This window comes from Pseudoalteromonas sp. P1-13-1a, assembly GCF_001401875.1.
GTDB lineage: Bacteria > Pseudomonadota > Gammaproteobacteria > Enterobacterales > Alteromonadaceae > Pseudoalteromonas.
Genome location: NZ_LKDV01000010.1, coordinates 1 through 13,006, shown reverse-complemented (window position 1 = coordinate 13,006; position 13,006 = coordinate 1). Strand labels below are relative to the sequence as shown.

General features: G+C 40.8%; 11 protein-coding genes. 8 read left to right on the top strand and 3 right to left on the bottom strand.

Features of this window, described 5'->3' with window-relative positions:
- Window positions 1-100: 100 nt before the first annotated feature.
- The 3 genes from edd to gap are packed head-to-tail and all read left to right on the top strand — an operon-like array spanning window position 101 to window position 3,621.
- Window positions 101-1,951 carry a phosphogluconate dehydratase gene (gene edd / locus AN391_RS08365; RefSeq protein ID WP_055014985.1) on the top strand — a complete coding sequence of 617 codons (1,851 nt, stop codon included), beginning with the start codon at window positions 101-103 and terminating at the stop codon, window positions 1,949-1,951.
- Between the two features lie 34 nt (window positions 1,952-1,985).
- A complete protein-coding gene (gene eda, locus AN391_RS08360; RefSeq protein ID WP_055014984.1) occupies window positions 1,986-2,606 on the top strand; it encodes a bifunctional 4-hydroxy-2-oxoglutarate aldolase/2-dehydro-3-deoxy-phosphogluconate aldolase in 621 nt (206 codons plus the stop codon).
- Between the two features lie 10 nt (window positions 2,607-2,616).
- A complete protein-coding gene (gene gap / locus AN391_RS08355; RefSeq protein ID WP_055014983.1) occupies window positions 2,617-3,621 on the top strand; it encodes a type I glyceraldehyde-3-phosphate dehydrogenase in 1,005 nt (334 codons plus the stop codon).
- A 69-nt stretch (window positions 3,622-3,690) separates the two neighbouring features.
- Here the strand turns inward: gap and AN391_RS08350 are convergent, their stop codons facing one another.
- The 3 genes from AN391_RS08350 to AN391_RS08340 all read right to left on the bottom strand — a co-directional run bounded on the left by AN391_RS08350 (window position 3,691) and on the right by AN391_RS08340 (window position 7,669).
- Window positions 3,691-4,986: a leucine-rich repeat domain-containing protein gene (locus tag AN391_RS08350; RefSeq protein WP_055014982.1), complete on the bottom strand. Its 1,296-nt coding sequence runs from the start codon at window positions 4,984-4,986 to the stop codon at window positions 3,691-3,693.
- A 73-nt stretch (window positions 4,987-5,059) separates the two neighbouring features.
- Window positions 5,060-5,773 (bottom strand): YebC/PmpR family DNA-binding transcriptional regulator, encoded by a 714-nt coding sequence (locus tag AN391_RS08345; protein WP_055014981.1) that lies wholly within the window; start codon window positions 5,771-5,773, stop codon window positions 5,060-5,062.
- 105 nt (window positions 5,774-5,878) lie between these two features.
- A complete protein-coding gene (locus AN391_RS08340; protein ID WP_055014980.1) occupies window positions 5,879-7,669 on the bottom strand; it encodes an ABC transporter ATP-binding protein/permease in 1,791 nt (596 codons plus the stop codon).
- 98 nt (window positions 7,670-7,767) lie between these two features.
- Here AN391_RS08340 and AN391_RS08335 point away from each other — a divergent pair, with 98 nt between their 5' ends.
- From AN391_RS08335 to AN391_RS08315, 5 genes are all read left to right on the top strand, one after another.
- Complete coding sequence (locus AN391_RS08335; protein WP_055014979.1) at window positions 7,768-8,229, top strand: hypothetical protein; 462 nt, start codon at window positions 7,768-7,770, stop codon at window positions 8,227-8,229.
- A gap of 109 nt (window positions 8,230-8,338) precedes the next feature.
- Entirely contained in the window at window positions 8,339-10,177 is a 1,839-nt protein-coding gene (gene secD / locus AN391_RS08330) for a protein translocase subunit SecD (RefSeq protein WP_055014978.1), read from the top strand.
- On the top strand, window positions 10,170-11,102 hold the full coding sequence (secF, locus tag AN391_RS08325; protein ID WP_055015069.1) for a protein translocase subunit SecF: 933 nt from the start codon (window positions 10,170-10,172) through the stop codon (window positions 11,100-11,102). Before secD ends, secF begins: the two co-directional genes overlap by 8 nt.
- Window positions 11,103-11,216: 114 nt before the next feature.
- A complete protein-coding gene (locus AN391_RS08320) occupies window positions 11,217-11,693 on the top strand; it encodes a GreA/GreB family elongation factor (protein ID WP_055014977.1) in 477 nt (158 codons plus the stop codon).
- Between the two features lie 243 nt (window positions 11,694-11,936).
- Entirely contained in the window at window positions 11,937-12,767 is an 831-nt protein-coding gene (locus tag AN391_RS08315; protein ID WP_152967893.1) for a DUF6236 family protein, read from the top strand.
- Window positions 12,768-13,006: the final 239 nt, after the last annotated feature.

Below are 13,006 nucleotides of genomic sequence, written 5' to 3'. Positions count from 1 at the left end.
TTTGAACGGGTAAATCAAAGATGCTCAGTGCAGTTATTTACGTGGAGTCTGTAATTGCTACTGAGCCTTTTTCCTCTAACTAATAGAGATGAGCTAAATTATGTTGCACCCTCGCATTGAAGAAGTCACCCAACGCGTTATTGAACGCAGTAAACAAACCCGTCAAGATTATTTAGATCGTATTTCGCATGCAAAAAAACAAACAAGAGTTCGTGCTGGACTAGGTTGCGGAAACATCGCTCACGTAATGGCTGCGTGTAGCAGCGACGACAAAGCGCGCTTAAAGGCTGATGAGCAGCCAAATCTTGCTATTATCAACTCATATAACGATATGCTTTCGGCCCATGTGCCATACAAAGACTTTCCTGATTTAATTAAAGATATTGCCACTAAGTACGATGCCACTGCCCAAGTTGCAGGCGGCGTACCAGCAATGTGTGATGGTGTTACGCAAGGGCGTGACGGCATGGAATTGTCACTTTTTTCTCGTGATGTAATTGCTATGTCCACGGCGGTTTCATTATCGCATGACGTATTTGATGGCGTATTTTGTTTAGGCGTATGTGACAAAATTGTCCCTGGTTTATTAATTGGTGCCTTATCGTTTGGTCATTTACCAGTGTTCTTTTTACCTGCTGGCCCAATGCAATCTGGTATTCCTAATAAAGAAAAGGCCCGTATTCGCCAAAAATTTGCACAAGGCTTAGTTAGCCGTGATGTATTACTTGAGGCTGAAAGCGCGTCATACCATAGCGCTGGTACATGTACGTTTTACGGTACTGCTAACTCAAACCAAATGTTAATGGAAATAATGGGCTTACACCTTCCAGGTAGCTCGTTTATTAACCCTTACACTGAGCTTCGCGATGGTTTAACAGGTAACGCTGTAGAAACTATGCTTAAACAGCTTACAGGCGATAAAGAAAGCCCATGTTTAGCAGAGGTAATTAGCGAAAAAACCATCATTAATGGTTTAGTTGGCTTGTTATCTACAGGTGGCTCTACTAACCACGCTATCCACATTGTTGCTATCGCAAAAGCAGCAGGTGTACAAATAACGTGGAAAGACATGTCTGATTTATCAGAAGTTGTACCACTACTTACGCGTATTTACCCTAATGGCTCGGCTGATGTTAATCATTTTCAAGCTGCCGGCGGTATGGGTTTCTTAATGCGTGAACTAGCCGGTGCTGGTTATTTGCATACTGACGTTAAAACTATGCTTGGTGAAGGCTTAGCCCCTTACATGATGGAGCCGCGTTTAGATAAAGACGACAGCTTAATTATGAGCGATTCAACAGGGCCTTCAAAAGTTAAATGGGTAGATTGCCCAGAAAACTCACTTGATGAAGAAGTACTTCGTCCTGTTAGCAATCCGTTTAGTAAGCAAGGTGGCCTGCAACTTCTAACGGGTAACTTAGGCAAAGCCGTAATAAAAGTGTCTGCTGTCGCAACAGAGCATCAAGTAGTAACAGCTCCTGCTAAAGTGTTTAGCTCACAAGGCGAACTGCAAGAAGCTTACACCCGAGGCGAGTTAAACCAAGACTTTATAGCCGTGCTTAAAGAGCAGGGACCTAAAGCGAAAGGTATGCCAGAGCTTCATAAATTAACGCCAGTAATGGCAACCCTTCAAGACGAAGGCTTTAAAGTAGCTATAGTAACTGATGGCCGCATGTCAGGTGCATCAGGTAAAGTGCCAGCTGCTATTCACTTAGCGCCAGAAGCCGTTGAAGGGGGCATTATTGCAAAAATTCTAGAAGGCGATTTAGTAACCTTAGATGCGCCAAATGGAATCTTAAAAGTACACGTTAGCGACGAAGAGCTTGCTAAGCGTGAACTACAACTTAGTCAACCAAGTTTAACATTTGGTACCGGCCGAGAGTTATTTACTGGATTTAGAAATATTGTAAGCAGCGCCGATTTAGGTGCGAGTGCTTTTGGACTTGAATAATAATTGCCACACACTGGGTAATGAGGAACAAGTAATGAGTATTGAAAAAATCTTAGCGTCGGCACCTGTGGTGCCAGTGGTTGTAATCGAAAAATTAGAAGATGCAGCACCACTCGCTAGAGCGTTATACAACGGTGGCCTAAAAGCACTTGAAATTACGCTACGTACGCCTGTTGCAGTTGAAGCTGTGAAACTAATGAAAGCAGAAGTTCCAGAAGCTTACGTTGGTACAGGTACAGTGGTTGATAAAGCAAGCTTTGATGCGTCAGTAGAAGCAGGCGCTGATTTTATGGTAAGCCCAGGGGTAAGTGATGAATTATTAGCATTAGCTAAAAATTCAGATACGCCATTTTTACCAGGTGCAGCAACTGCAAGCGAAGTAATGCAGTTAGCAAGCCATGGCTTTAAGTATTTAAAGTTCTTCCCAGCTGAAGCTGCTGGCGGAACAGCCATGCTTAAGTCGATTGGTGGCCCATTACCACATATTACTTTTTGCCCAACCGGTGGCATTAGCCTAGCAACAGCCCCTAATTACTTAGCGCTTAACAACGTAATTTGTGTTGGTGGTACGTGGATGCTAGACAAGCAACTAATTGAAAACAAAGACTGGCAAGCCATTGAAGCGCTTGCTCGACAAGCAAGTGAAGTTAAATAGGAGTCTAAAAATGATTAATGTAGCAATTAATGGCTATGGCCGTATCGGTCGCAACGTATTACGTGCACTTTACGAGTCAGCACAAAACAGTGAGATTAAAATTGTAGCAATTAACGATTTAGCGCCGGCTAACGTAAATGCGCATCTAACACAATTTGACTCAGTGCATGGTCAATTTTCTCAAAAAGTAACACTTGAAGATAACACCATGTTAATTGGTGACGACGTAATTACTTTGACGCAAGAGCGTGACCCTGCAAACTTACCGTGGAAAGAGCTAAACGTAGATATCGTTTTAGAATGTACGGGTTTTTTCACTAAGCGTGAAGATGCCGCTAAACACATTACAGCAGGTGCTAAAAAAGTAATTGTATCAGCGCCTGGTAAAGACCTAGATGCAACAGTAGTGCACGGTGTTAACAGCGATGTAATTAACGCTGATAGTAACATTATTTCTAATGCATCTTGTACTACAAACTGTTTAGCGCCAATTGCAAAAGCAATTAACGACACAGTTGGTATTGAGCAAGGTAGCATGACTACAATCCATGCTTACACAAACGATCAAAACTTATCTGACGTTTATCACCCAGATCTTTACCGTGCACGTAGTGCAACTCAGTCTATGATCCCAACTAAAACAGGTGCTGCAGCAGCTGTTGGCTTAGTACTTCCTGAGCTTGCGGGTAAATTAGACGGTATGTCGGTACGTGTACCTACTATCAATGTTTCTTTAGTTGATTTTACGTTTATCACTAAGCGCGACACAACAGCTGAAGAAATCAACGAAGTAATGAAAGCCGCAGCAACAGGTTCAATGAAAGAAATTTTAGAGTACAACGAGCTTCCGCTTGTTTCTATTGATTTTAATCACAACCCTGCGTCGTCAATTTTTGATGCAACGCAAACTAAAGCTGATGGCAAACTAGTTAAAGTAATGGCTTGGTACGACAACGAGTGGGGTTTCTCAAACCGCATGTTAGACCAAGTTAAAGCATTAGGTCAGTACTTATAATTGACCGTGTAAAAGTTTAGCTTTATCCAACCAAGCCTGCATTATGCAGGCTTTTTTAGTTTTATTGATTTATAGCCGTTCGTTTAATAAAGCGCTTAGTGCTTTAAAACTAGGGCGCGAGGCAATAGCAGTGTTTATAGCACGCGCTGCTATATCGGACATTTTAACGAACAGTTCGGTTTGCTTATCTGCTTCGCTAACCGTACTTAGTAAGTCGTCAATTAAGCAACCAAAAGCACGTACTTCTATAAGCTCTATGCATTTTTGTTCTTGATGGGTAAGCATGGCTAAATTAGTAGCCGCACCAAAATCGCCAAATAAAACATCATATTGCTCATTTATCATGGTGTTGTGTGCGTAAATATCGCCATGGCTTACGTGATTATCATGCAGGTGAGCAAGCGTATTAGCCATCTGTTTTGCTATTTTAAAAACGGCTTTAATAGGGTAATTACAATCATCATTGAATGTATCGCGGGTGCAGGTTTGTAAGCTCGGCGGTAAACCTAAATTTGTATAACTGGTACCTATTAGCTCCATCACTAAGCCAAGCTGCGTGCTTTGCTCTATGTAACTTAATACGTTAATTAAATTTTTATGATTCCCCGCCTGTAAGCAGCAGTTTACTTCATCAAGTGGGTAACCATCGCTTGTAATTGCTCCTTTAAAAAGTTTTACCGCCACATTGTTATTTTCTGCTTTTGCTAGGTGTATAACGCCCGATGCACCTTGGCCTATTACTTTTTTAAGCTGAAAACTTTCAAGCGGGGTATTTTTTAAAGTACTTTTTGTTAAGCACTGCGCTTTATTAAATTCGTTACCTGCAAATGCAAGCCAAGCAAGTTTTGGTAATTCTAGTAGCCAATTATCAATTTTTGCTAAGTTATTAGCAGAGAGCCTTACAAGCTCTAAATTAGTACAATTAGCCATACTTGTTGGTAAATGTGTTAACTCATTGCCAGCTAGCGCAAGCTTTTTAAGCTGTGTGTAATTGCCAAAGTCACCTGGCAAGGCGCTCAATTTGTTATCGGTCAATATTAACCATTCAATAGTTTTAGGTAAGCTGTTAAGAGCAAACTCTGTTATTTGATTGCCTTTAAATGCAACCATAATTAAAGCAGGGCACTTAGCGAGTACTTCAGGTATATGTTTAAACTGGTTAAACGATAAAAACACCCGCTTTAAACGGTGCAAGCAGGCAAATTCCGCAGGTAAATCTGATAACTTGTTATTTGATAAATCGAGTACTTCGAGGGTGTCTGCAAGCGTAAAAATTTCTGAGGGGAGCTCTGTTAATTCTTCAACGAGTTGTACGCGTGTAACGCCATTTAACTTACCCGCTTTAAGCTCTGCAAGGGTATTCATAAAATTTAATAAGCCTTTTAAAATAAAAAAGCCAACATTGCTGTTGGCTTAAAATAAATGCGTTCAGTAAAGTTTAAAATTGCGCGTTATGGTAAACGTTCTGTACATCGTCACAATCTTCAAGCATGGCTAAAAAGCGCTCCATTACTTCTACGTCTTCACCTTCAATAGGGGCCTCTACTTGAGGTACAAACGAAATTAAGTCTACGTCAAAATCTGTAATACCCATTTCTTCAAGTGCTGTACGTGTGTTGTTGTATTCGGTATGGGGGGCAAAAACCGCCACTTTACCGTTTTCTACTTCTACATCGGTTACATCAACATCGGCCATCATAAGGGCTTCTAGTACAGCTTCATCATCGTCGCCGTCAAAGACAAAAATAGCGAGGTGATCAAATAAATGTGATACCGAATTTTGTGCGCCTATTTTAGCGTTTGCTTTGGTAAAACAAATGCGCACATCAGCAAATGTACGTTTATTGTTGTCAGTTAAACAGTCAACAATAATCATACAGTTACCAGGGCCGTAACCCTCATAACGTGTGGCCGCGTAATCTTCACCGCCACCGCCTTTTGCTTTTTCTATTGCGCGTTCAATAACGTGTGCAGGTACTTGGTCTTTTTTAGCGCGTTCAATTAAACGACGCAGTGCAAGGTTGCCGTCTGTATCTACGCCACCGTTTTTAGCACAAATGTATATTTCTTTACCGTACTTAGAATAAACTTTAGTTTTAGCACCCGCAGTTTTAGCCATTGAATCTTTTTTGTTTTGGTAAGCTCTTCCCATCTGCGTTTCGCCTTAATATATGTAAATTATTGAATAAAATTTCAAGGCCGTATTCTAAAGGTAAAGCGGCAGTATCGCCAGTAAATGGCTGTAATTAACCAAAGTTCAAGTTAATTTATCTTCCTGCTGTTGTAATTGCCACATTTGAGCGTATTGACCTTTTTTTGCTAAAAGTGCTGCATGTGTGCCTTGCTCAACTAGTTCACCGTTGTTAAATACCAGTATGTTATCGGCATCAACAATAGTAGAAAGCCTATGAGCGATCACCATGCTAGTATGGTTTTGAGTAACAGCACGCATTGCGTTCAATATAGCTTGCTCAGCATGCGAGTCGAGCGCTGAGGTTGCTTCATCAAATATTAAAATAGGGGAGCGTTTTAAAATAGCGCGTGCAATGGCAATACGTTGCTTTTCGCCGCCAGATACTTTTAAACCGCGCTCGCCAACCAGTGTTTTATCGCCTTCGGCTAATGTTGAAATAAAGTCTTTTAAATGGGCCATTTCTATTGCTTTATCTATTTCAGCATCGCTCGCTGAGGGTCTGCCATAGGCGATGTTTTCTCGTATGCTGGTATTAAATAGCACAGTGTCTTGTGGCACTATAGCAATAGCACTGCGCAGGCTATCGAGGGTGACGGAGTCTATTGCTTGGTTATCTATAGTAATAGTGCCTAAGCTCACATCGTAAAAGCGATAAAGTAATCGTGCTAATGAGCTTTTACCTGCACCACTTGCACCTACAACGGCGACTTTACTCCCTGCTTTTATTTTAAAGCTAATGTTTTTTAAAATTGGACGATTGGCACTGTAAATAAAGCTTACATTATTAAACGCTATGTCGCCGCGAGTAACGATGAGGTTTTGGGCATGGGGTCGCTCAGTGACTTGTGGCTTTTTATTGAGTAGGCCCAGCATATTTTCTAAATCGGTAAGCGCGCGTCTTATTTCTCGATATACAAACCCTAAAAAATTAAGCGGTAAAAATAATTGGATCATGTAGGCATTTATCATTACAAGTTCACCAATTGTTAAAGCGCCAGTTACTACATCTTTGGCGCCTAACCACATTAGCGCTGTAATAGCGCTGGCAATAATCAACGCTTGGCCAGAATTAAGCGCAAGCAATGACATTCTATTTTTTAAACGAGCGGTTTCCCACTTTGCTAAAAAGGAGTCGTATGTTTTTGCCTCAAATTCTTCGTTATTAAAATATTTTACGGTTTCAAAATTAAGAAGGCTGTCTATGGCGCGGGTATTACTTAAATTATCGGCGGCGTTTGCCTCGCGTATAAATCGGTTTCGCCACTGCGTAACTGTTACGGTAAAAGTGATATAAATAGCAACCGCTAATAAAGTAATTAACGCAAACCACACAGAAAATAGCGACCCAAAAATAATAGCAACGGTGAGTATTTCAAAAAGGGTGGGTACAATATTAAACATTAAAAAACGCATTAAAAAGCTTAGCCCACTAGTACCGCGCTCTATATCACGGCTTATTCCGCCTGTTTGTCTGTCTAGGTGAAAGGCAAGCTCTAAAGAATGTAAATGTTTAAATACCTTTAAGCCAATGTCACGCATAGCGTGCTCTGTTACACGAGAGAACACTGCATCGCGTACTTCACCTAAAAAAACGCTGGCAAACCTAAGCCCACCATACATTAGCAGTAGTAGCGCCGGGATAACTAAAACGGGATTAATTGATTTATCTACCGAATCGATAATCTCTTTTAATGCCCAAGGCATTAAAAGTGTCGCGCCTTTAGCACCTATAAGCGCTAAAAGTGCAATAAATACTCGCCCTTTAAATTTAGTAATGTAAGGCCACAGTGTTTTAATGCTTTGCTTTAAGGTCATGGCATCGGCGCGTTTTTCTGTACTGTGCTTGGAGCGCATTAAGGGTCTCAGTTATATTAAATACTTAATTAATTAGCATTGTATTTTAAATACTTGCCCATATATACTACGCATCCCTTATTTAGTTTGAAGTAACCATGTTTAACATCCGTGTGTTTATAACTGCTTTTTTGCTGTTTTGTGCGCTTTTTAGTGTGCAAAGTAGTGCGCAGTGCGCCACACATCAATTAAACACGGCAACCAGCTCATTGAGTATGCTTGCTGATAGTGTTGATTTAGCTAAAACGCTGCCTATATCAAAATCGGTAAAGGGAAATGAGCACAAAAGAACACACCAAACAGGGTTTGACGCGCATCAACCAAGGTTGACGGCTAGTAATTCTTCGCTATTTTTACATGCCGCTCAAAGTGAACCAGAATACGATGTTGTTTTTGAGTTTTTTGCGCAGCGCCTTGTTAGACAAATATTCATACGCCCTCAAGCTGTAAATGCTATTCAGCCTTGGTATACGCTTGTGTACCATAGTAAAAAGTCTCGGTTAAGTGGCTGGAAAGATGCCAACTTACTCTATAGAGCCGTCACTACTTACCACGCTTAATTTTTCTTATTTAATTTTTATTAGGTTTTAACGTTTTACGTTTAAGCCTTGCGATTAATTGTGCTTTAAAAAGCACATTGCCAGTAATTTACTGGCAATAAGGAAAATTATGTTTAGTGTAAAAAAAGATCAAAAGCCATTTATGGCTAAATTTAAATTGAGCTATATAGCCATGCTTATTGTGCTGATTTTATTAGCTATTAGCGCATTACCCAACTTATACCCTAACAAATCGTGGTTGCATGTAAGCAATACACCACATAGTGATACTCAAGCTGTGCCAAGTACTAACGCGTTAGTTACTTTTTTAAATAACCAAGGCTTTGACGTTGAGCAAGGGCTTGATAAGCAATCAACTATCAATATTTTATTAAACGAGCCAACTAAAAGCGCCCAAGCGCAAGCGGCTATAAAGGCGCAGTTCCCAAATACGCAAGTTAAAATTGTAGAACATGCAACAAGCCCACTTTGGCTGCAAGAATTTGGTTTATCACCAATAAAGCTTGGCCTTGATTTAAATGGCGGTGTGCTATTTGTACTCGACGTAGATTTAGACAAAGCCGTTGATGAGCAATTAGTGAGTGCATATCAACAAGCTAAATCAATCATTATAAAGCAAAAAGCGCACGGCCTTAAAGTTCTGAAAACGGATCATGGCTTTGAAATTAGCGTGTTGCCAAATGCGGTGCAAAAACTTAACCCCGTGATTGAAGAGCTACAAAGTCGCTTTGCTAATTTAGCGGTTACAACCGCTAATAACGGCAATGTTAAAAACGCAATATTTAGCTATTCAGAGCAAGGGCGCAGCAGCTTTGATAAAGAAGTAATGAGCCAAACACTCACCACACTTCGCTCACGCATAGAAGAGTTAGGCATTACCGAAGCCGTCACTCAGCGCCAAGGTAAACAACGTATACGTATTGAGCTGCCTGGCGTGCAAGACCCAACAGAGGCTAAGCGCATCATAGGTGCAACTGCATCACTTGGGTTTTACCAGTTAAAAGAAGCGGGTGGTAAAACATTTAACATGCAGTCGGGTAGTACCATAAACCTTGACCCTGTGCCAATTTTTACCGGTGATCACATTAATAATGCAAACATAGGGCGCGACGATTGGGGTAAGCCACTGGTACAACTTAGCCTAGATGGGCAAGGTGGCGATGCTATGTCGGCGTTTTCAAAAGCCAATATTGGTAAGCCTATGGCGACTGTTTACTCTGAGTACTCTCAAAACGCGAAAGGCGAAACCGTTAAAAAAAGTGAAGTTATAAATGTAGCCAATATTGCCCAGCATTTAAGTTCACGTTTTAGCATTACTAATATGAAAAGCCAGCAAGCCGCGGCCGATTTAGCCCTATTATTGCGAGCAGGTTCACTTACCGCGCCTGTAACAATAGTGCATGAGCAAACAATTGGGCCAAGCCTTGGCAGCGAAAACATTAGTAATGGTTTAGCCGCATTAATGCTGGGCATGGGTATTACACTTGCCTTTATGGCAATGTGGTATCGCCGCTTAGGGCTTATTGCAAACGTAGCGCTGTTATTAAATTTAACATCGCTAGTTGGCCTAATGTCGTTATTACCAGGGGTTGTGTTAACCCTGCCGGGTATTGCTGGGCTTGTGCTTACTATTGGCATGGCGGTAGATACCAACGTTATTATATTTGAGCGAATTAAAGAAGAGCGCAGAAAAGGCCGCTCTGCTTATCAAGCTATTCAAGAAGGTTACAAGCAAGCCGCTAACACTATATTTGATGCCAATATAACCACTATGATCACCGCGCTTATTTTATACGGAATAGGTTACGGCCCAGTTAAAGGCTTTGCCATAACATTGGCACTTGGTTTAATAACCTCTGTATTTACTGGCGTGTACGTATCAAAAGTACTCAGCCAAACGTTATATTTAAAATTGGCTAAAAAAGCAGGAGTAAATGCACATGCTTAACACTTTTTTAAAGGGCGAGGCAGGGTCGCGCCTGCGTTTTTTTGGCATGCTTTTGAGCGCCATACTTGTGCTGCTATCGGTATTTACGCTTAGTCAAAAAGGGCTTAATTTTGGACTCGACTTTACCGGTGGCTACCTAACGGAATTTACCACCAGCCAAGGTGTTGAGCTAAAAGAGCTTCAATCGTTTATTACTAAAAATCACAACGGCGAGTTTGAGCTAACCGCGCAAGGCAATAGCCATTTTCAACTACGCGAAGCGCCTAGCGATTCAACAGCAAATAGTAATGATTGGCAAACTGCCATTACTCAAAACGCAGATATAAACGCTGAGGTATTATCGTCAGCGTATATCGGCTCACAAGTGGGTGATGAGCTGTTTGAGCAAGGTTGCTTGGCACTATTTTCAGCTATGGTTGCAGTCATGCTTTATTTAGCGGTGCGGTTTGAATGGCGTTTAGCTGTTGGCTCAGTAGTTGCGTTAGTGCATGATTTACTACTCGTACTGGGGCTATTTTCGCTATTTCAACTTGAGTTCAATTTAACCGTACTTGCCAGCTTACTCGCCATTATAGGTTATTCACTAAACGACTCAATAATAGTCGGTGATAGAGTACGCGAGCTCTTACGTGTTAAATCTAATAATGCACTTAGCCCTGCAAGTATTATAAATAGCGCGATAAAAAGTACTTTAACGCGTACGCTTATTACATCGGGCACCACGCTTGCTACAGTTGCAAGTGTTTGGCTTCTCGCTGGTGCGCCATTACAAGGCTTTGCTATTGCGCTATTTACTGGCATTGTAGTAGGTACGTTCTCATCTATTTGCATTGCCGCTACCTTGCCTGAGCTTTTAGGGTTAAGCGCTGAAAACTACGAAGAAAAACTCGATGTAAAAACCCAAGCATTAATGGATATGCCATAAATGCGGGTTTACATAACTGAGTAAATTTATTGGCGCTTAAAATAATGGTTTTAAGCGCCTTATAACGTTAAAATTAAACGTATAGTTTACAGCATTGGTTATTAGCGCTCCCTCATGAACAAAACCCACGTAATTGAACACCTTAAATTTGCACTTGAAGCACAATTAAACAGCGCTAAACAAGCTGCCAAAGCCGCGCACGACGCCGCAACTCACGAAGAAAGCGTGGCAGAAACGCAATATGATACCCTCGGGCTCGAAGCCGCTTATTTAGCACAAGGCCAAGCCGAGCGCGTAAACGATTGCTACAAAAGCATTAAACAGTTTGAAGCCATTTTTAAAGAGCCTACTCACAAGAAAGTGATTATAAGCTCCCTCGTTTGCTTAGAAGATGAAAGCGCCTTACAAAAATGGTTTTATTTAGGCCCAGCCGCAGGCGGTTTAACGGTTGAAGTAAAAGGGCAAACTATTCAAGTTGTTACACCCGAAGCCCCACTGGGAAAACAACTTATAGGCAAGCAGCTTGATGATGAAATAAGCCTAACCATTGCAGGCAAAAACCATGAATATGATGTGGTAGAAATTTTATAAATATTGGTTTTATAGGTAGGTCGGATAAGCGAAGCGCCATCCGATAAAGCTAATTTATTCATCACATTATTAAAAGTCGTTTTGGTGTATTTTACCAACAGAGACTCTCTAACAAACGTAATCATTTGTTTACATTAGAGTTGTTTGGTGGAATTATTGAGCTATGTAATATGCGCCGTTTTGGGGTTATAACCCCCAAACTGGTGTTTAATAAGCTGTTAGCACTCTAAATATGAGGTTTGTATGAATAAAAAAGGAATAGTAGTCTCTCCACCTTTCAAGCCTATTTATACGGGAGGAATTAGTTTTGGAGGAGCTCCCGATCCAATAGAGTTGCGTAAGTACCTTACGTATTGGGATGAAATTGATTACCCATCAAATATGCTAATTCATATTTCCTCACCTGAAATTGATTATCTAGAACAAGCAGGCAAACTGAAACGTACTCATGTTCATTTTCAAGGAACAGTACATTCGGGCAAAGGTGAGTTCTTCATTCAGGCTCAAGAAGCCGCATTTAGGAAAAACCAAGATGAAGAGCCGGGTTGTTGGACGATCGCACAACTAACTGATATTCCTTTTTACACTCAACAGAGTTCAAGTGTTGGTGTTGAGGTTGAGCTTTATGACATGTTGCCTGTTCCAAGTGCGGATACACCTCTAGCAGATATTTTGGAGTTTAAAGAAAAAAGGCAAGATGAACTTACTGCATTCCGTTGCTATATGGATGAGGTAAATGAAAATATATTGAGTTCAAGAGATGTACCGCGCGCAAGAAATGCCCAAATGGCACGTGTTGAGTTAGCATTAAAAGATATTGAAAAAACTTTAAGTGAGTCTGGTGTAAAACGAATTACAACTCATTTAAAAAATGTAATTAATGCTGATTTTTCAGGTATTGCTGGTGCGGGTTTAGGAAGCGCAGGTGTTTCCGCGTTTATTGGAATGTCTCCTTTAATTGCAGGTGTCGCTGGCGCAGGTTTAGTATTTGGCGTAAAAAGTTTAATAATGCCATCAAATCAATGTCCTACTGATTTAAGTTACATTAATAGTATCAGAAAAAATTTTCGATAGACGAGTGCTTGCAAGACAATTCAACAAGGACTAAAAACAGCGGGCTACCTCGCTTCGCTCGCATTTTAGCCCACAATTTTTAGCCTGTTAATATGGGCGTTAGCTACTTTAGATAAAAAGTAAAGGGGTCAAATCTTGACTTCAGACATCAAAGTAAAGGGGTCAAATCTTGACTTCAGACATCAAGCGCTTTTTAAAGAAATAGTAAACGACTCGAGTAAATAGAGCCTGCTTTTTTC